Below are 18,388 nucleotides of genomic sequence, written 5' to 3'. Positions count from 1 at the left end.
TGCGCCGCTGGACGGTCACGTCCAGCGCGGACGTCGGCTCGTCGGCGATGAGCAGGCTGGCGGGCCGGTCGGTGAGGGCAGGTCGGACAGGGCGGCCTCCGCCAGCTCCACCAGCTCACCGGACGTCAGCGGCTGCCAGGCGCCCCGCTCCAGCCGCTCCGGCGGGCCGTCGAAGCGCAGCGCGGCGCCGCCGCTCGTCCGGACCCGCAGCAGCGTGCCCGCGACCCGCAGCAGCAGGTACGGCGGCGCGGGCCACACCAGGCCGCGCGGCCCCGCCACCTCCCGCACGCAGCAGCGCAGCAGAGCCGCCAGCGTCGCCTCCTCGGCCAGCGCGGCAGGCGAGTCGAGGACCACTCCGTGCATTCAAGCTCTCCTCAGGTAGTTGGGCCCGCTGGTGCCGTAGAACTTGTTGACGTCACGCGCGCCGGAGCGCTCCTTGGTCATCAGAGTCCCGGCGGTGATCATGGATTTGCCGGTGAGCCTGGCGGCGTCCAGCGTCCTGGCGCGCAGGAGCCGGGCCATCGGGTCGTCGCCGTGCTCGGCCAGCGCGTCCGACAGCGTGTCGCGCAGCAGCGCGGCGGCCTCGGCGTGCGGCAGCGCCCCGAACACGACCGCGGCGGCGGCCAGGTGCAGCGTGATGGTCACGAACATGTCGGCCAGCGCGTGCGGGTCGTCGGTCAGCATCCGCTCGTCGGCGAAGTCCGGCACCGCGACGCCCGCCGCGGCCAGCCGCGCGGGAGAGGCCAGAAGGCCGTCGTTGTCCTTGACGAGCAGCTTCATGCCGCCGTCCGCGAAGACCAGCGACAGGTTCTGCTGGTGCGCCTCCAGCGCCACGCCGTACCGCACGAACAGCCGGACGTTCCAGCGCAGCAGGATCCGCAGATAGGCGGGCAGCACGTCCCCCAGCACGTCCCGCAGCTCGGCCAGCACCCCCGGCGCGTTGAGCGCGGCGACCGGCACGATCCTGCCCGCCGGGAGCCTCCTGACCATCCAGGCGAGGAACTCGTGCCCGGTGTGCGCGAAGGTCTGCTCGTCGGCGACCAGCACGTCCGGGTCGGCCAGCTCGCGCAGCAGCAGCTCGGCCCGCGCGCCGTCGTGCAGCGTGCCCGGCTTGATCGTGCGGCGGTTGCGCGCGCCGAGCGTGCTGGTGGGCAGGGGCAGCTTGAGGTGCGTACAGGAGTCGATCTCCACCGTCCGCATGGAGAGCGTCGGACGCACCCGCAGCCGCTCGCCGTCGAGGATTCGCGCGACCTTCCGCACCTCGTCCACGGCCAGCGGGTGGACGGGGAACAGCGCCTCCCCGGCCCCCAGGTCCCCCCAGAAGGCCGCGCGGGCCGAGCCCGGTACCAGCATGCCCCGGGGGACCGCGGCCCATCTCAGCTCGAACGAGGGCGCGAACTCCGGCGCGTACGCCAGCAGCTCGCCCGCCGTCAGACCCGGCCGCGCCCGGGACGTCGGATAGACCGGATGATCCACGAACGCCGCCCGCGACTCGTACGACGGCCGCCGGGCCAGCACCTCCGGCAGGTGCGCGTCGTGCAGCTCCAGGGCGGCCAGCGCGGCGGCGCACTCCTCGGAGAACGCCGCCACTCCTCGCGCGTCGGCCGGGTCCGCGACCTCGGCCAGCGTGCCGAGCACCGCGCCCAGGTCCAGCCGCTCCTCCGGCGCGACCACGAAATCCTGGAACAGCGTCCCCGGCGCCAGCCGCACCCGCCCTCCGCCGGCCAGCACCAGCGCCACGCCGTCCTTGCTCCTGGTCACCCGCGACGACAGCCGCCCGTAGTCCTCGCGCAGCAGCGCGTCGAGCACCCTGGCGGCCAGGTACGCCTCCCGCGTCATTCGACGACCCACGGCCGGGCGGCGCGGTAGGAGTCGATGGCGGCGTCCACCAGAGTGCTGTCGGGGCCGACGGCCCGGATCACGCCCAGGTAGTCGCGGTTCGTGTGCGTCTTGCGGACCAGGTCGCCCGCCGCCCGCAGCGGCCGGTGCCAGAGCGTGACACCGCCCGAGACCAGCCTCTCCGGCCCCGGCGCGGACGTGATCGTCCCCGACCGGTCGGCGACGAGGCTGACCGCGCTGCCGTGCCGCGTCACGTCCGGTACGGCGGGCGCGGGCTCGCCCAGGTGCACCCGCAGGATCCACTCGAACAGCGGCACCCCGAGCACGTCCGCGAGCAGGAAGTCGCAGTGGTCGCCGATCACCCGGTAGTTCACCTCGACCAGACGCGGCCCGCCGGGCGTGACGACGTACTCGGTGTGACACGCGCCGAACCCCGCCCCGAGCGCCTCCAGAGCGGCCAGGACGTGCTCGTGCCGGCCGTCCGGAGCCCAGTCGAGCCGTTCCTCGACGAAGTGCGGCAGCGGCCCGAGCGTGGTGCGGAACCCACCGAGCACCCGGATCCCGGACGCGTCACCCAGCGTCTCCAGCGTCCGCAGCGGGCCCTCCAGGTACTCCTCCACGACCAGCGCCTCGCCCGGCCGCCGCCTCCTGACCTCCGCGACGGCCCCGGCCAGGTCCCGCTCGACCAGCAGCACGTCCTCGCTGGCCACCCCCTCGCGGGGCTTGACCACCAGGGGGTAGGGCAGGTCCTGTGGCACCGGGTCCTCCGGCGCGAGCCGTACTGACCGGACGTGCTCCACCCCGGCGTCGGCGAGCGCGCGCCGCATCAGGAACTTGTTCTTGGCCGCCAGGCAGGCCCGCCAGTCCTTGCCCGGCAGCCCGAAGTAGGCCGCGGCCAGCGCGGTCTCGGCCTGCAGGTGGTCGGAGTTGGAGAAGATCGCGTCGGGCCGTCCCAGGTGGGCGATGGCGTCGATCAACGCCCGAGGGTCGCGGACGTCGCACCCGACCGCGTCCGGATGCTGCTCGGGCCGGTCGGTGAGGATCGTCACGTCGGCGCCCAGAGCGCGGGCAGCGGGCAGGAAGCCGTCGGTCACCGAGTCCGTCGGCTTGAGCGCGGTGAGGTAGAGCCGCAACGGTGAGGCACCCCCGAGTAGGTAAGGCTAACCTAACTCGTTGATCCTAGCCGCTCGACGATCACCGCGCCGTCCATGTTCTGTAATGGGCGGCTCACTCGCAGGTCATAGGATGTCGGAGGATCTGGAAGGGTGGGCCCGTGGAGACGAGCACGGAAGAGCAACTCATCGGCCCGCTGCTCCTGGCGCGTGGCACCATCGACAGGTCATCGGCGCTGCGCGCCGACAACGGCTGGCTGGAACGTGCCTGGAACGACCCCGCCACCAGGGTTCTGCTCATCGACGACGGCCGCACCCTGGTCAGAAGGGTCGGCGACGAGGTCGGGGCGGTGCTGTTCACCACGGCCGAGACGCCGCCCGGAGAGCGCTACCTGCTGGGCGTCGACGACGGCGTCGCCTACTTCGCGGTGGCCGCGTCCCTGCCGGGGGTGCCGGCGGGCGACGTCAACGGCCGCGTGACGATCCCGATGAGCGTGGGCGACACGCCGGAGGGCGAGGTCGTCGCGGCGGGGCTGCGCCAGGTGGGCGGCCTGCTCGGCGATCGCGACGCCGGCCTGCTGGTCTACGCGGTGGCGCTGGAGGCGTGGCACACCACCCACGAGTACTGCCCGCGCTGCGGCGCCCGCACCGACGTCCAGGCGGGCGGGCATATCCGAGTCTGCCCTCGCGACGGCAGCCAGCACTTCCCGCGCGTCGACCCCGCCGTGATCATGCTGGTCCGCGACGACGACGACCGCTGCCTGCTCGCCCGTGGCCCCCAGTGGCCGCAGAGGAGCCTGTCGATCCTCGCCGGGTTCGTCGAGCCGGGGGAGTCGCTGGAGCACGCGGTGGTGCGCGAGGTGGCGGAGGAGGTCGGCGTCGCGGTGGTCAGCCCGCGCTACCTCGGCAGCCAGCCCTGGCCGTTCCCGCGCAGCCTCATGCTCGGCTTCTTCGCCCGGGCCGTCACCACCACGCTGACCCCCGACGCCGAGGAGATCGCCGAAGCCCGCTGGTTCAGCAGGGCGGAGCTGGCGGAGGCGCTGCGGTCGGGCGAGGTGCGCCTCCCGTCGCCGGTCTCGATAGCCCGCCGCCTCATCGAAACCTGGTACGGTGCCCCCCTCGCCGGAGACTGGTGAATCTTGGTCACCAAGCGTAAAGTCGAAGACGCATTCGGTAATGGGAGGGTAAACTCATGCCCATGAACGAGTCGCACATCCAGGAAATCCTGGAGCTGGAACGTCAGAAGCTGGCCATCCAGGTCGCCGCCGCCGAAGTGATGATGGACGACAAGATCCGCGCTTCGGAACGACGCGTCATCGACGCGGTGACAGGTGCCATCACCAACGCCGTAGTCGAGCTCAAGAGCGACAACATGGACCTGAAGGCCGAACTCAAGAGCGTACGAAACGAACTCAAGGGTGAGATCGGGGACGTACGAAACGAGATCAGGGACGTGCGGAACGAGCTCAAGGCGGACATTCTCCGCCTGGAAGAGAAAATCGACAACCACGCCCACTAAAAGGACCTGGGTGCTCAAATCACCCAGGTCCTCCCGACCATGCTAACCGAGCCCCCCTGACATTTCCCAGGGGGGCTCGCAATCTTCACAGCCCGTCAGGCGGCGTTCTCCAGGAGGGCCTTGACCTCCAGCACCGACGGATTGGTGCGCACGACGCGCCCGTTGGGGGTCTCGATGACGACGGTCGGCACCGTCTGGTTGCCGTTGTTGACGCTCATCACGAACTCGGCCGCATCCGGGTTCCGCTCGATGTCGACCTCGGCGAAGCTGATGCCCTCGCGCGTGAGCTGAGCCTTGAGCCGCTTGCAGGGGCCGCACCAGGTGGTGCTGTAGACGGTGAGCGCCATGTCGGGGATTCCCTCCAAGGTCAGAGAACGGGCGCTCGTTCCAACATGCCGAAGCCCCCGGTAATTCCTAACCGATCCGCTCGGCGATCCACTGCTGCACACGCTCGGCCACGCCGGGCTCGCGGTACAGCACCGAGCTGTGCGCGACACCGGGCGCCGTGAAGATGGTGACGGGCACGCCGACCTGGCCCAGCGTCTGCTTGAGCAGCTGGCTCTGCTGCGGCGGCACGAACTCGTCCTGCGAGTGGACGGTCAGCATCGGGGCGTCCTTGCGGCTGGAGTGCCAGGCCACCTCCATGCTGGCCCACACCCGCGAGCACTTGCCCTTGGGCTCGCACCCCCCGGCGAGCCGGATCGCCGACGCCCTGAGCTTGCGCTTGTACGGGTCGGTCGTGGCCAGGCCGTCGGTGTACGCCCGCAGCGGCGAGATGATCGGCGAGAGGCCGACGACGCCCTTGAGCCCGTTCATCCCGTTCCCGTACGTGCCGACCGCGGCCGCGATGTGCCCGCCCGCCGAGAAGCCCACCACGACGTAGTTGCCGGGGTCGAAGGACCAGCGGTCGGCGTGCTTGCGGGCCGTGGCGATGGCGCCCAGCGCGTCGGTGCGCTGCGCGGGCCAGGCGGCGTCGCCGGAGAGCCGGTAGTTCAGGTTGAAGACCGTGTACCCGAGGTCGGCGTAGCTACGGGTGATCGACGACATGCTCTTCTTGTCGCCGCTGGACCACCAGCCGCCGTGGATGAGGAAGACGCCGGGACGCCGCGTGCCGTCGGGGGTCCACCAGACGTCCATGCTCTGGCGGCGGTGCGTGCCGTACACGACCGTCTCGACGGCCAGGCCGCCGATCCCGTTGGGGTCGGTCGGGGTGGTCGCCGTCGGCCCGGGTGTCGGGTCCTTGGACGCGTGCGCGGTCACCGGTGTGAACGCGACGGTAACGAGCGCGAGAACGCTCAAGGAAACCGCAGTGCGCACGGCCTTCCCTTTCCCCCAGGCAGATGGTCGGCCCCATTGTGGGGGAGGAGACCAGATCTTTGCATCTCGGTGACGATGAACATACAACGGGCGGCATGTTGCCAGAATGGAGGCCTTCACCGCCACCTGCTGGGAGGATGTACAGGTGAACAGCGTGGACGACGTCCTGGCCGGCCTCGACCCCGAGCAGCGCGCGGTCGCCGAGGCCGTGCGCGGGCCCGTCTGCGTGCTCGCGGGCGCGGGAACGGGCAAGACCAGGGCGATCACCCACCGCATCGCCCACGCCGTGCTCAGTGGCGCCGTCGAGGCGCGGAGCGTGCTGGCGGTGACGTTCACCACTCGCGCGGCGGGCGAGCTCAGGCAGCGGCTGCGCGCGCTCGGCGCGCCCGGAGTGCAGGCGCGTACGTTCCACGCCGCTGCGCTGCGGCAGCTCACCTACTTCTGGCCCAGGGTGATCGGCGGCGAGGCGCCCTCGGTGATCGAGTCCAAGCTGCCGGTGCTGGTCGAAGCCTGCCGCCACATCCGGAAAAATCCGGATCGGTCCGAGTTGCGGGACATCGCGGCGGAGGTCGAGTGGGCCAAGGTCAGCCAGATCGGCCCGGAAGACTACGTCGCGGCGGCGGCCAAGTACGACCGGACCCCTCCCACGGCCGCCGAGGAGGTGGCCCGCCTCTACGAGATGTACGAGCAGATCAGGCGCGAGCGCCACCTGGTCGACTTCGAGACCATCCTGGAGCTGACCGCCGCGGTGATGACCGAGCACCAGGAGGTGGCGGCGCAGATCCGCCAGCAGTACCGCTACTTCGTCGTCGACGAGTACCAGGACGTCAACCCGCTGCAGAAGCTCCTGCTCGACACCTGGCTGGGCGGGCGCGACGACCTGTGCGTGGTCGGCGACCCCAACCAGACCATCTACTCCTTCACCGGCGCCAGCCCCCGCTACCTGACCGGCTTCACCGTCGAGCACCCCGACGCCGCGGTCATCAAGCTGGTCCGCGACTACCGCTCCACCCCGCAGGTCGTCGACCTCGCCAACCTGGTCATCGCCAAGGCCCGCTCGCCGCACCGGCTGGACCTCGTCGCCCAGCGGCCCGACGGTCCCAAGCCGGTCTTCCAGGAGCACGACGACGAGCCGGCCGAGGCCGCCGGGGTCGCTCGCGCGATCAGGAAGCTGCTCGACCAGGGCGTGCCCTCGCGGGAGATCGCGATCCTGTTCCGCATCAACTCCCAGTCGGAGGCCTACGAGGAGGCCCTGTCCAAGGCCGGCATCCCGTACGTCCTGCGCGGCGCGGAGCGCTTCTTCGAACGTCCGGAGGTGCGCCAGGCCGTGGTGCTGCTGCGCGGGGCCGCCAGATCGGCGGCCGGCGAGCCGCTGGCCTCGGAGGTCCACCACATCCTGTCGGGCATCGGCCTGACCCCCAACGCGCCCGGCGGAGGCAAGGCCCGCGAGAAGTGGGAGTCGCTGAAGGCGCTGGCCGACCTGGCGGAGGACATGGCCGCCTCGGGCGCCGACCTGCAGCACTACGTCGCCGAGCTGGAGCGCCGCGCGTCCGAGCAGCACGCGCCGCCCGTTGAGGGCGTCACGCTCGCGTCCCTGCACGCGGCCAAGGGCCTGGAGTGGGACTCCGTCTTCCTCGTCGGCCTCACCGACGGCATGATGCCGATCATCTACGCCGAGTCCCCCGAGCAGATCGAGGAGGAACGCCGCCTCCTCTATGTCGGCATCACCAGGGCGCGCGAGCACCTGTCGCTGTCGTGGGCGCTGGCACGGGCTCCGGGCGGGCGCAAGGGGCGCCGCCCGTCCCGCTTCCTCGACGGCCTCACGGGCCGTCCCGCCTCCGCGCCCCGCGTGGCCGCGCCCGCCCGCGAACGCCGCCAGCCGGCGGCCCCCGTGAGCTGTCGCGTCTGCGCCAGAACCCTGGTCGTGGCGGCCGAGCAGAAACTGGGCCGCTGTTCCACCTGCCCGGCCGACTACGACGAGGCCCTCCTGGAGAGCCTCAAAGCGTGGCGCACCGCCACCGCCAAGGAGGCCAAGATCCCCCCGTACGTCGTCTTCACCGACGTGACACTCCAGGCCATCGCCGAACGCGTCCCCACGACCGAGCAAGCCCTGCTCGCGATAGCCGGAATCGGCAGGACCAAGCTCGACAAGTACGGCGAAGCCGTCCTCGCCCTCTGCCGCACCTCCACCTGACCGATAGGTCGGGTTTGGTAGTCGAAGGGCGACACGCCAAACTTGTCGGCATACGGATATCGCAAGGGGGACCTGTGAACGAGGCGCTGAAGGAGCTGCTCGATCTGCTCGACCTCGAGCAGATCGAGCTCGACATCTTCCGCGGACGCAGCCCCGAAGAGCGCATCCAGCGTGTCTTCGGTGGTCAGGTCGCCGCCCAGGCGCTCGTCGCCGCAGGCCGCACGGTCTCGTCCGACAGGAACGTGCACTCGCTGCACGCCTACTTCATCAGGCCGGGCGACCCCTCGATCCCGATCGTCTACAACGTCGAGCGGGTCCGCGACGGACGCTCGTTCGCCACCCGCCGGGTCGTGGCGGTCCAGCACGGCAAGGCGATCTTCACGATGTCGGCGTCGTTCCACGTCCTGGAGGACGGCGTGGCGCACCAGGCGTCGGTGATGCCCACCGTCCCCGACCCCGAGACGCTGTCCCCGTTCCAGGACCGCATGTTCGAGCTGGTCGGCGACGCGCCCGAATACCGCGACTGGCTGTCACGCCCGCGCCCGGTCGACGCCCGCTACGCCTCGCCGCTGACCTGGGAGGCCTACCGCGACCCGGCCCTGCGCAGCGCCCAGACCAACGTCTGGTTCCGCTACGACGCCGAGCTGCCCGACGATCCGCTGCTGCACGTCGTGCTGGCCGCCTACGCCTCCGACTTCACGCTGGTCGACACGATACTGCTGGCGCACGGCATGGCCTGGGGCGCCTCGAACATCATGGGCGCCTCGCTCGACCACGCCATGTGGTTCCACCGGCCGTTCAGAGCCGACGACTGGCTGCTCTACGCGCAGGAGTCCCCCTGGTCCGGGGGAGCGCGGGGGCTCGCTCGCGGTGAGATGTTCACCGCGTCGGGTGACCTCGTCGTCTCCGTCGTCCAGGAGGCGATGATTCGTGTGATGAAGTAACAAAATCGCAGGTAGAAAATATGTTGCCCGGCCCAGGGTTCCCGGTTAGGGTCATGGTCAAGCGAGTCGGGCAGCCCTGTCCGACGATCCCAGAGTGGAGGTGAGCCTCAGTGAGAAGCATCCAGATGTCGGCCACGCAGTGGCTCGCTTCCGCATGCCGTAACTCGGTCAGGCTCGCTGATGGGCCGGCCAAGCTTCGGCAGGAGAAGTCTGCCCGCAGCCAGGCCGCCGCCTACGCGCACGCCCGCTTCGGCGCCAGCGCCTACAGCGCACCTGTCTTCATCGCAGGCGCCGAACTGCCGACCCAGCAGAGCCCCAAGGGTGGACTGCGCGGTCCGCATCCCTGGAGGGATGTACCGGTCATAACCTGACCGGCAACAAGCCTCCAGGCCGCGGATCCGCAGACAGGATCCGCGGCCTCTTTGTTTGTCCGTGATCCCCGACCACCCACGAGGTGCCCGACCAAGATCAAAGAGTTCGATCAAAGGAGAACGCAGATGGGGGCGAAGACGATCATGGACCTGATCGACGAAGCCAAGATCCCCTGCCGTACCGACCCTGACCTGTGGTTCGCCGAGTCGCCCGAGGACGTCGAGTTCGCGAAGGCGCTCTGCGGCGGCTGCCCCATCCAGAAGGCCTGCCTGGCCCGCGCGCTCGAGCGCGAGGAGCCATGGGGCGTCTGGGGCGGCGAACTGATCCTCAGGGGAACCGTCGTTCCCCGCAAGCGTCCGCGCGGCCGTCCGCGGAAGCACCCGGTCGCTGCCTGAACCCCGCACCTTCAACCAGAAAGCAGACAGACAGATGAGCGCCATTTCCCAGAGGAGCCTCGCAGTGCCGCATCTTTACCATGACCTGGTGAATGACCGAATACAAACGCTCCACCGTGAGGCGGAGGAGCAACGCCTCGTTGCGCGCATCCGGCGCGTGCAGCGGGCGCGGCGCCAGGTCCAGCGAGCCAACGACCGCCTCCGCAGGGTCCTGGGCCAGGAACTCTGACGCGGGAGATCCTGCCGCCGGCGCAGGATCTCCCCGCCAGGGGTTCCCCTCCACGCCCTGATCGGGACTCCCCTTCTTGGGACCCGCTTCCAGCTCTTCGACGAGCACCAGCGGGCCGAGCGCACTTCCTGCGCCCGGCCCGCTCCCGTTTCCTCTTCCTCCCGGCCCGGCACCTTCTCCGCACCGGTGTCATGCGTCGGAAATTCGCCGAACAAGTTCGTACGCTGATGGCGTGGCGCGTTCAGGTCCGTCCGCGGTGGAGATCAGTCTGACGGACGCCGAGCGGGTTCGGCCGGTCGGTAGGTCGGCGGACATCTACGCCGAGATGCGTCAGTTCATCGACGAGCACGACTGGCTGACGGTCATCCAGTAACCCCTCTTACGCGCCCCGCTGAGCGGGTCTGCCGCCGAAGCGCCAGGGACGGACCTCTGTGCGGCCGCCGCTGGCCGGCAGCAGCGTCGCGGCGGCTTCGTGATCCGGCGCCTCTACCAGGGCCGCCCGGCCGAGCCGCGCCTCGCCGTCGAGGGCGAGCAGATCGCCGTACACGATCAGGTGTTTCGACGTGACCGGCGCAGGGTCGGACTCGTCCGTGGTGATCACCAGGAACCGGCCGTAGCCGTCGACAGCCTCGGTGAAGTCCCACATGGTGCGACCCAGGACGTTGTGAAAGCGGCACAGCAGCACCGACTCGAAGACGCCGGCCCGGTAGTACGGCTCTTCGTAGGCGAACGTGCGGGCGGCTTCCGCGTTCGGAAGGTCGACGATGTGCAGGCTGCCTGTCGACTCGGCCTCGTCGCCATCGCCGGTCAGCGTGGGGCCGCGGGCGACCAGCAGCTCCCCGTACCCATCCATGAAGGACCAGTGGTCGTCGTTCAGGCTCACCTTGAGCTCGAAGGCACCGGGGCGGTCGCGGCCGTATACGAAATACTCCACGGTCGTTCAGCCTAGATGATCGTGGCGGCGGACCCCCTCCTGACCGGCTCCAGCCTCAACATCCCAGGTCAACCAGTTCCTGCGGACGAGCTGCAGCCACCCGAGAAGCCTTTCAACATCGGTGGTGCAGTGACCAGTGAACGTTCACCGGTTTGGTGTTCGCACTGGAAGGGAGTCAGTCGGTCACCGGTGACAGACGACTTCCAAAGTGACGCCGTCGGGGCCTTCCCAGAACGTGGCGTAGTAGGCGGGGCCGTACTGGGGGAGCTCCTGAGGCGCATAAAGCACATTCGCACCCCCCGCGGTCGCCCACTCGTGCAGGCGATCCACCTCCTGGCGGGTCTTCACCATGAAGGCCAGGTGCTGGAGACCGGGACGATGGCGTGAATAGGCGCCGTCCTCCAGCGCCGGATAGAAGAACAGGTACGTGCCTGGTTCGCCGCCCACCGGGCGGTAGGAGAACTCGTCGTCGGCCGCAAAGAAGCTCTCAAAGCCGACCAGGGGCATGAACTCGTCGTAGTACGCCCTGGCTTGGGCGAGGTCACGGACATTCACTCCAATATGACCTAGTGGCATGTGACGATCATAAGGAGGCGAAACGCCTGCTTATACGGGGACCACAGCGGCGAACGTTCACAGTCACCGCACAAGACGCCGCAGTACGCCCTCTCGCGGACGACAGACCTTCCTTCCATCGCAGGCCTCACAGCCTCGAACAGGGGTGAGATCTGGCCGAAGTTGACCTTACCTGTTCATGGCTGCCACACTCCACCAAGTGGTTGGTTGAGGATGGGAGGCCTGAGGGTGAGCAAACGCGAGGCCCTGATCATCGCGGCCTATGAGGCGATCGCGCGAGAAGGGTTCGAGGGGTTGCGTTTGAGGGCGGTGGCCGCGCAAGCGGGCATAGATCACTCCACGCTGCATCACTACTTCGGTACGAAACAGGATTTGGTGGACGCGGTCGTCGGCCACGTCACCGATCAGGTGAGGACGGGTGCATCTGCGGATGGCAGCCGGGAGGAACGGCTGTGCCGTCACCTGGGCATGGTCGGTGCGGCGATCGCTGAACGACCGGAGTTGCACATCGTGCTCAGGGAGTTGGACCTGCGATCCCTGCGCGATCCGCGGACCCGCGCTACGGTCGCCGCTCACGAGGAGGGCTGGCGGTCGAGCCTCACCGGGTTCGCACGAGGCGAAGTCGAGCTGGTCATCGCGACCGTGAAAGGGGCCAGCCTGCACCCCGAGCAGGCTCCTGCCGTGCTCAAGGATCTGTGTCAGTTGCTTCGCGGAGGCCGGCCATGCACGTTCTGATCATCGGCGGTGGGATCGGCGGCCTGTGTCTGGCGCAGGGCCTCAAGCGGGCAGGGGTCAGTGCGACCGTGTACGAGCGGGACGCCGCCCCCGACGCGAGGTTGCAAGGCTACCGCCTCAACATCGAACCTGTCGGCAGCCGGTCGCTTCACGCCTGCCTGTCGCCAGAGCTGTGGGACCGCCTGATCGCCGCCTCAGGCAACCCTGGACCAGGCATGGGCGTTCTCGATGAGCGGCTTCGCGAGCTGATGCAGGAGCGCAGCAACGCGGGCCGTACCTCCCCGGTGGAGTCGGCGCACGCCGTCAGCCGGGTGGCGTTGCGTGAGATCTTGCTCGACGGGGTCGATGTCAGGTTCGGCAAGGAGTTCGTGCGTTACGAGCAGCCTCAAGGCGAGGTTGTCGCGCATTTCGCCGATGGGAGTACGGCAAACGGCACGTTGCTCGTCGGCGCCGATGGCTCGCGATCGAGGGTGAAGCGCCAACTGCTCCCCGGGGGCGGCCAGCGCGACCCGGCCGCCTTCGGAGTCGGCGGCAGGCTGCCGCTGACTCCAGAGACCGACAAGTGGCTGCCCGAAGTCCTGGCCACGAACAAGAACATGATCCTCCCGTGGCGGGACTTCCTCTTCACGGCCGCGTTCCGGCCTCGGGTGGGTGAGGGGTATCTCATGTGGGCGTTTGTCGCCCACCGGGCGACGTACACGGGCCAGGCACCGCACGGGTTCGTTCTGGAGCGGAGCCGCCACTGGCATCCGGATCTGCGTCGGCTGGTCGCAGAGTCGGGCAGCGTGGAGCTCTTCGACTTCCGCGCGGCGGTCAAGGTCAAACCCTGGGCGACGACGAACGTCACCCTGCTCGGCGACGCCATTCACAACATGCCACCGGTCGGCGGGCTCGGCGGCAACACCGCACTGCGTGACGCCAGCACCTTGCGTGAAGCGCTGACCAGCGGGACACCGCTGATCGAGGCGGTGCGAGGCTACGAGGCCGAGATGATCTCCTACGGTTTCGCGGCGGTGGGGGAGGCACTGATGTACCTGCGGCTGGCCACCGTCCGTAGCCGCCTCGTGCGTGGCACTGCCCGCGGCTTCTTCCGCCTCTGCGGTGCGATACCGCCTCTTCGCCGGGCCATTTTCGACGGCTAGATGATCAGCAACCCGCCAGGGCGGTCAAGCTCCCGCGTTAGCGCAGGTCAGCCGTATGCCCCGGGGGCACGGTAGCAATGGCTGTGAACCCAACGATCTTGCTGCTGGCCTGCGAAGACTTCTTGGGAAGCACGATCACGGCATGGCGGATCAAGCTCCATCCGTGCAGGTCAGATCCATATCCGTTGGATTCTCCGCGATTGCTACCGGGCCCCCCTGAAGCACCACCCGCACCTGAAGCAACATGAAGCGCGCACCTGAAGCGCCACTGTTGGTTGGTGGAAGGGATGGGAATCGGGGATGGTCAGCTGACGGAGATGGGCTCGTCGTTGGGGTCGTCGCTGAAACCGGGGACCCAGCGGATCACCTCGTCGCGGAAGCGGGCCGTGGCGCCGAGCTGGCAGAGGACACCGATGCCCGCTGCGTGGACACGGTGGATCAGGACGTACGTGACCGGGAGGTTGAGCTGCCTGACCACGTTGGTCGGCCGTAAATCGGTGACGCTGGCCGCCTGTGCCTGGAGCCATTCGCGGCTGAAGGTGAACTCCTCCACGGCCGTCGGCTCCACGTAGGGGGCGAGGAAGGCGCGGAGGGCGTCGACATCAACCTCTATCTCCGGACGGATGAAGCCTTCCGCGCGAAGGCCCGCCACCACGGTGTCCATGTCGCCCTGGTTGAAGATGCGGGTCAGCTGGCCGAAGGCTGCGGGGTAGCCGTCGGGGAGACGGTTGACCGCGCCGAAGTCGAGGGCGCCGAGCTTGCCGTTCGGCAGCATCCGGAAGTTGCCCGGGTGGGGGTCGGCGTGCAGCATGCCGACCCTGGCCGGTGAGCAGAACAGGAAGCGGACGAACAGCAGGCCGGCCCGGTCGCGCTCCTCCTTGGTGCCGTCGGAGATGATGCGCGACAGCGGGGTGCCGTCCATCCACTCCGTGACCAGGATCATCTCGTTGGCGGCGACCACGTCGGGGACGTGGAAGTCGGGGTCGTCGTCGAACTCGAGGGCGAAGGCGTGCTGGGCCTCCGCCTCGCGCAGGTAGTCGAGCTCTTCGGCGATGCGCTCGCGCAGCTCGGCCAGGACCGCCTTGATGTCGAGGCCGGGCAGCAGGACGCCGAAGAGCTTCCCCAGGCGGGCGAGCTGGGCGAAGTCGCCGAGCAGGGCCTTACCGGCGCCGGGGTATTGGATCTTGACGGCGACCTCGCGGCCGTCGTGCCACACGGCCTTGTGCACCTGGCCGATGGAGGCGGCCGCGGTGGGCTGGTCGTCGAAGGACTGGAAGTTCTCGCGCCAGTCGTCACCCAGCTGCTCGGCGAGCACCTTGTGGACGGTGGCGACGGGCAGGGGCGGGGCGGCGTCCTGGAGCTTCGTGAGGGTGGCGCGGTAGGGGCCGACGATCTCGGGCGGCAGCGCGGCCTCGAAGATGGACAGCGCCTGCCCGAGCTTCATCGCGCCGCCCTTGAGCTCGCCGAGGACCTTGAAGATCTGCTCGGCGGTGCGCTGCTGGATCTCCTGGGCGACCACCTCGGCGGATTTGCCGCCGATTCGCTTCCCGATACCCAGGGCGGCGCGGCCGGCGAACCCGAGTGGAAGGGTCGCCAGTTTGGCGGAGCGCGTGACGGCGCGGCGCGGAAGATCGCTCACACTGATGCGCGGTGTCTCGTTCGAGACGCCGCTTCCCCCCTTCGTGGTCGTCCCCGGAGCAGGTCAGTCACTGGGAAGCTGACATGACCATTCTTAGCGAATATGGATTGTTTCGCATACAACGACATTGCTGGTGCTTTGCCCATGTGCGGGTTTTCCAGCGCCAATCAGGCATTACGTCGACTGTGCCGTTGGTCACAACGGACTCTCGTCCTTCCAGATGAGCAAGCGCGTGGCCGGTCGCGGCGGCTGCGACGGCCGTCGCCAGGGCGGAGTCGCAGGCGATCTCGCCGGGCGGAAAGCCGCCCAGCCGCGCGGTGACGATGGGCCAGGCAGGGTCGTGGTCGCGCCTGGTCAGGTCGAGGCAGTGCAAGCAGGCCGTCTCGCCCGGGAGGACCAGCGGGCCGACGGATCCGTGACCTTCGTACGCGGATGCCAGAAGATGCGGGATGCCGAGATCGGTCAACTCGCTGACGAGGACGCCGTCGAGCGGCGTGACAGGAGCGAGGATCACGAGATCGGGACGCTGCGAGCCATCACCCAGGTACGGAGCTCCAGCCCTCACGTCCACCGAGGGCGCGGCGCTGCTGACGGGCCGGGGCGCGGAGACCGCATGAGGTGAGGAGGCGTGCTCTGTGGTGGACGGGCGTCTACGGCGAGGGACGGCCCCCAGCCCCACGGAGGAGGCCTCCAAACCAAACGATCCGGGTGGGGGCGCCTTAGAGCCGAGCGGAGCCGCCGTCGAGCCGGGCGGAGTCGTCTTGGGGATGGACGGAGCCGACCTGGAAGCGGATCGAGGAGCGTCGTTCGGAGCAACACTGGTGTGCCCGGGTGAGCGGGGAGGGCCGGACGTGAGCCTCCGGGCGACCGCCACCGCGGCCTCCTCACGCGGCAGCCCGACTCCGGACCAGGTGAGACCACCGGGCGTGATGTCGGAGGGGCGGGTGAGAGCGGCGTCGATCACCCGGATGTGCCCCACGCCGCATGCCGCGAGGAGAGCGACGATCTGGGCGCCGACTCGGCCTGCGCCGTAGACCCGTACGCGTGCCTGCCTTCTTCTGGCCAGGGCGGCGTGGCCGCCGTCGAGGGTGGTGGAGGCGAGGTCGAGGGCGTCGAGGTCAGGACGCAGGCGGTCTCGTTCGCTCAGCGGGACGTCGGCGAGCGGAGTGGGGAGGGCGGCGTCGTGCACGATGCCCTGGCTGATGAGCTGGTCGAGGAGTGCGCGGGCCGCAGGCTCGTCGAGCCCCGCCGCGGCCGCTTCGCGCAGCGCCTGGCCCAGGTCGAGGGTGCCGTCGAGCCGTCCGATCCACTCGCGGATCGGACGGGGCAGGTCGGTCAGCATGACGGCCCGCCGGGGGTGTACGCCGAGTTGCAGGGTGTGCTCGTCGCGGATGATCCGCCGCAGGGCGGGTTTCACACGTGGCCTCATGGCGCGAAAGGTTTCCACGCGAACTCAGGATCCGGTGCGGGTTCCTCAAGGGCTGTGGATAACGCATCCCACAGGACGGGAGCCTGTGGAAAACGGATGGCCAGCCGGACACGTGCTGAGAGGGCGGTAGCGCACGGGCGGACGAGGAAGGGGAGACAGGAGGTACAGACCCCGCGGGAAGGGATGAGAAGGGCGGGCGGGCCTGGCTACGCTCTCTCGCATGAGCGAGCTCCTGGTAGACCGCAAAGACAACGGCGTCGTCCTGCTCACCCTGAACTGCCCGGACCGGCGCAACGCCATGACCGACCGCATGACCGAACAGTGGCGTCTCACAATGGACGAACTGGCCCGTGACCGCGACATCCGGTGCGTCGTCGTGACCGGCGCGGGCAGCGCCTTCTGCTCCGGCGGGGACCTGTCGTGGATCGGCGAGCGCGGAGCCGAGGACGTCCCTCGGCTGCGGGACCGGATGCTCACCTTCTACCGCACCTGGCTGGCCATCACCACGCTGGAGGTCCCCACCATCGCGGCCGTCAACGGCCCGGCCGTCGGCGCGGGGCTCTGCGTCGCGCTGGCCTGCGATCTCGTGTACGCCGCCGACGACGCCAAGCTGCTGGCACCGTTCACGTCGCTGGGCCTGCATCCGGGCATGGCGGCCACGTACCTGCTGCCGAGAAGGGCGGGAACCGGGCTGGCGCGGGAGATGCTGCTCACGGGACGCACGCTCCTCGGAGCAGAAGCAGCCGATAAAGGAGTTGTAAATCAATCTTTCCCAAAAAATGACCTTATGCGGGAAGTTGAGAAGATCGCTGAGACGGTCGCGCGCAACGCCCCCATTGCCACGAGGCTTACCAAAGTCGCACTCACTCAGGATCATCAGGACCTGGAAGCCGCACTGCGATGGGAGTCCCTGGCGCAGCCGGTGACCATGGCGTCAGCCGACATGATCGAGGGGTTGGCCGCGCATCGGGAAAGGCGACTGCCCAAATTCACCGGCTCTTAATCATCTGACCAGCAGAAACAAGGTCCACCCTCTGTGGAATTTCGTCAGTCTCGGCTAACGTGCATATGTGCCCCCCGAGACAGTCGAGGTCCGTCGCAGTTCTCGTCGCCGGCGTACGGTCTCCGCCTACCGCGACGGCGACAAGACGATCGTGCTCCTGCCCGCCTGGCTGAGCGGTGACGACGCTGATGAATGGGTGAGCCGGATGCTGGATCGGCTTGCTGCCAAGGAGCGGCGGAGAAGGCCGACGGACGAGGGCTTGCTCGAGCGTGCCCGAGAGCTGTCGGCGAAGTTCCTCGACGGCGAGGCCGACCCCGCGAGTGTCCGCTGGGTCGACAACCAGCAGCACCGCTGGGGTTCCTGCACCCCGGAGAGCGGCACGATCAGGATCTCGACCCGCCTCAGGGGGCTGCCCGAGTGGGTCATCAACTACGTCATCATCCACGAGCTGGTGCACCTGCTGGTGCCGAGCCATGGCCCGCGGTTCTGGGCGCTGGTAGAACAGTATCCCAAGGCAGAACGGGCGCGCGGCTTCCTCGAGGGGTTCTCCGCCGCCGCGCACACCGCACCGGAGGAGTGTTGACGCGTACGGCCGCGGTCCTGGTACGGCAGAGCATGGCCAGGGCGGCCCCCGAGGGCGTGGCCCCCGACGAGTTCCTGGAAGCGGTGGCTGAAGACACCTACGAGATGGTGGCGGGCCTGGAACTGCTGACGCCCGTCCTGGTGACGAGTGTCGCGGGCCTGGAAGAGATCGTCTGGCCGGGCACCGAGGTGATCACGATAGCCGAGGACGAGCCGCTGAAGAGCATCGTGAAACGCCTGGACGGCGACCAGGTCGTGGTGATCGCCGCCGACGCGCCCGACCTGCCGCCGCTGCTGGTCGGCAAGCTCTTCCGCGAGCTCGGACGCGCCCAGATCACGGTCTGCCCCGCCGAGCGGGGTGGCGCGGTGGCGCTCGCCTGCGGCCTGCCGATGCCCGACTGGGCCGACCCCGACCTGGACGACCCCG

21 protein-coding genes are annotated in these 18,388 nt (G+C 69.1%); 12 read left to right on the top strand and 9 right to left on the bottom strand.

From position 1 onward, the window contains the following. Nucleotides 1-15 precede the first annotated feature (15 nt). From ABZ297_RS40855 to ABZ297_RS40845, 3 genes are read right to left on the bottom strand one after another with little or no spacing between them, the layout of a single operon-like run. Nucleotides 16-363, bottom strand: coding sequence for a hypothetical protein (locus ABZ297_RS40855; protein ID WP_355357871.1), 348 nt, complete (start codon nt 361-363; stop codon nt 16-18). Further along, nucleotides 364-1,839: an IucA/IucC family protein gene (locus tag ABZ297_RS40850; protein WP_355357868.1), complete on the bottom strand. Its 1,476-nt coding sequence runs from the start codon at nt 1,837-1,839 to the stop codon at nt 364-366. Beyond that, on the bottom strand, nt 1,836-2,972 hold the full coding sequence (locus ABZ297_RS40845) for a siderophore biosynthesis protein (RefSeq protein WP_355357865.1): 1,137 nt from the start codon (nt 2,970-2,972) through the stop codon (nt 1,836-1,838). Before ABZ297_RS40845 ends, ABZ297_RS40850 begins: the two co-directional genes overlap by 4 nt. 140 nt (nt 2,973-3,112) lie before the next feature. Between ABZ297_RS40845 and nudC the strand changes: the two genes are divergently transcribed. Next, nucleotides 3,113-4,087 (top strand): NAD(+) diphosphatase, encoded by a 975-nt coding sequence (gene nudC, locus ABZ297_RS40840; RefSeq protein WP_355357862.1) that lies wholly within the window; start codon nt 3,113-3,115, stop codon nt 4,085-4,087. Between the two features lie 62 nt (nt 4,088-4,149). After that, nucleotides 4,150-4,470, top strand: coding sequence for a hypothetical protein (locus ABZ297_RS40835; RefSeq protein ID WP_355357859.1), 321 nt, complete (start codon nt 4,150-4,152; stop codon nt 4,468-4,470). 95 nt (nt 4,471-4,565) lie between these two features. On the opposite strand, the gene ABZ297_RS40830 is transcribed toward ABZ297_RS40835, so the two are convergent. Together ABZ297_RS40830 and ABZ297_RS40825 are read right to left on the bottom strand one after the other, a co-directional pair. Then, complete coding sequence (locus ABZ297_RS40830) at nt 4,566-4,817, bottom strand: glutaredoxin domain-containing protein (RefSeq protein ID WP_355357856.1); 252 nt, start codon at nt 4,815-4,817, stop codon at nt 4,566-4,568. Nucleotides 4,818-4,884: 67 nt separating this feature from the next. Beyond that, nucleotides 4,885-5,769: an alpha/beta hydrolase gene (locus tag ABZ297_RS40825; RefSeq protein ID WP_355357853.1), complete on the bottom strand. Its 885-nt coding sequence runs from the start codon at nt 5,767-5,769 to the stop codon at nt 4,885-4,887. A gap of 124 nt (nt 5,770-5,893) precedes the next feature. On the opposite strand from ABZ297_RS40825, the gene ABZ297_RS40820 reads away from it, so the two are divergent. The 5 genes from ABZ297_RS40820 to ABZ297_RS40800 all read left to right on the top strand — a co-directional run bounded on the left by ABZ297_RS40820 (nt 5,894) and on the right by ABZ297_RS40800 (nt 10,294). Continuing rightward, a complete protein-coding gene (locus ABZ297_RS40820) occupies nt 5,894-7,981 on the top strand; it encodes an ATP-dependent DNA helicase UvrD2 (protein ID WP_355357850.1) in 2,088 nt (695 codons plus the stop codon). Nucleotides 7,982-8,055: 74 nt separating this feature from the next. After that, entirely contained in the window at nt 8,056-8,925 is an 870-nt protein-coding gene (tesB, locus tag ABZ297_RS40815; protein ID WP_355357847.1) for an acyl-CoA thioesterase II, read from the top strand. 110 nt (nt 8,926-9,035) lie between these two features. After that, nucleotides 9,036-9,296, top strand: coding sequence for a hypothetical protein (locus ABZ297_RS40810; RefSeq protein WP_355357844.1), 261 nt, complete (start codon nt 9,036-9,038; stop codon nt 9,294-9,296). Nucleotides 9,297-9,422: 126 nt separating this feature from the next. After that, nucleotides 9,423-9,692 (top strand): WhiB family transcriptional regulator, encoded by a 270-nt coding sequence (locus ABZ297_RS40805; RefSeq protein WP_103964555.1) that lies wholly within the window; start codon nt 9,423-9,425, stop codon nt 9,690-9,692. Nucleotides 9,693-10,153: 461 nt separating this feature from the next. Next, nucleotides 10,154-10,294: a hypothetical protein gene (locus ABZ297_RS40800; protein WP_355357841.1), complete on the top strand. Its 141-nt coding sequence runs from the start codon at nt 10,154-10,156 to the stop codon at nt 10,292-10,294. 6 nt (nt 10,295-10,300) lie between these two features. Here the strand turns inward: ABZ297_RS40800 and ABZ297_RS40795 are convergent, their stop codons facing one another. Beyond that, nucleotides 10,301-10,855, bottom strand: coding sequence for a YciI family protein (locus ABZ297_RS40795; RefSeq protein ID WP_355357838.1), 555 nt, complete (start codon nt 10,853-10,855; stop codon nt 10,301-10,303). A gap of 183 nt (nt 10,856-11,038) precedes the next feature. Continuing rightward, nucleotides 11,039-11,431 (bottom strand): VOC family protein, encoded by a 393-nt coding sequence (locus ABZ297_RS40790; RefSeq protein ID WP_355357835.1) that lies wholly within the window; start codon nt 11,429-11,431, stop codon nt 11,039-11,041. 228 nt (nt 11,432-11,659) lie between these two features. Here ABZ297_RS40790 and ABZ297_RS40785 point away from each other — a divergent pair, with 228 nt between their 5' ends. Then, complete coding sequence (locus ABZ297_RS40785; protein ID WP_355357832.1) at nt 11,660-12,166, top strand: helix-turn-helix domain-containing protein; 507 nt, start codon at nt 11,660-11,662, stop codon at nt 12,164-12,166. Further along, nucleotides 12,154-13,308: an NAD(P)/FAD-dependent oxidoreductase gene (locus ABZ297_RS40780; RefSeq protein ID WP_355357829.1), complete on the top strand. Its 1,155-nt coding sequence runs from the start codon at nt 12,154-12,156 to the stop codon at nt 13,306-13,308. The genes ABZ297_RS40785 and ABZ297_RS40780 overlap by 13 nt, the downstream gene beginning before the upstream one ends. 304 nt (nt 13,309-13,612) lie before the next feature. On the opposite strand, the gene ABZ297_RS40775 is transcribed toward ABZ297_RS40780, so the two are convergent. Both ABZ297_RS40775 and ABZ297_RS40770 read right to left on the bottom strand, forming a co-directional pair. Next, on the bottom strand, nt 13,613-14,947 hold the full coding sequence (locus ABZ297_RS40775; protein WP_355357826.1) for an AarF/UbiB family protein: 1,335 nt from the start codon (nt 14,945-14,947) through the stop codon (nt 13,613-13,615). Between the two features lie 67 nt (nt 14,948-15,014). Further along, nucleotides 15,015-16,376 carry a ThiF family adenylyltransferase gene (locus ABZ297_RS40770; RefSeq protein ID WP_355357823.1) on the bottom strand — a complete coding sequence of 454 codons (1,362 nt, stop codon included), beginning with the start codon at nt 16,374-16,376 and terminating at the stop codon, nt 15,015-15,017. Between the two features lie 220 nt (nt 16,377-16,596). Between ABZ297_RS40770 and ABZ297_RS40765 the strand changes: the two genes are divergently transcribed. The 3 genes from ABZ297_RS40765 to ABZ297_RS40755 all read left to right on the top strand — a co-directional run. Then, nucleotides 16,597-17,379, top strand: a complete 783-nt coding sequence (locus ABZ297_RS40765) for an enoyl-CoA hydratase/isomerase family protein (RefSeq protein ID WP_355357820.1) — start codon at nt 16,597-16,599, stop codon at nt 17,377-17,379. A gap of 67 nt (nt 17,380-17,446) precedes the next feature. Then, nucleotides 17,447-17,962 carry a M48 family metallopeptidase gene (locus tag ABZ297_RS40760; RefSeq protein ID WP_355357817.1) on the top strand — a complete coding sequence of 172 codons (516 nt, stop codon included), beginning with the start codon at nt 17,447-17,449 and terminating at the stop codon, nt 17,960-17,962. Then, nucleotides 17,959-18,388: DUF2064 domain-containing protein (locus tag ABZ297_RS40755; protein ID WP_355357814.1), on the top strand; the 430-nt coding region annotated here is incomplete at its 3' end. The genes ABZ297_RS40760 and ABZ297_RS40755, both read left to right, overlap by 4 nt.

Source organism: Nonomuraea sp. NPDC005983 (genome assembly GCF_040614375.1).
Taxonomy (GTDB): Bacteria; Actinomycetota; Actinomycetes; order Streptosporangiales; family Streptosporangiaceae; genus Nonomuraea.
Note: the sequence above shows the minus strand (reverse complement) of the source record. Positions and strands in the feature narration are given on the sequence as shown.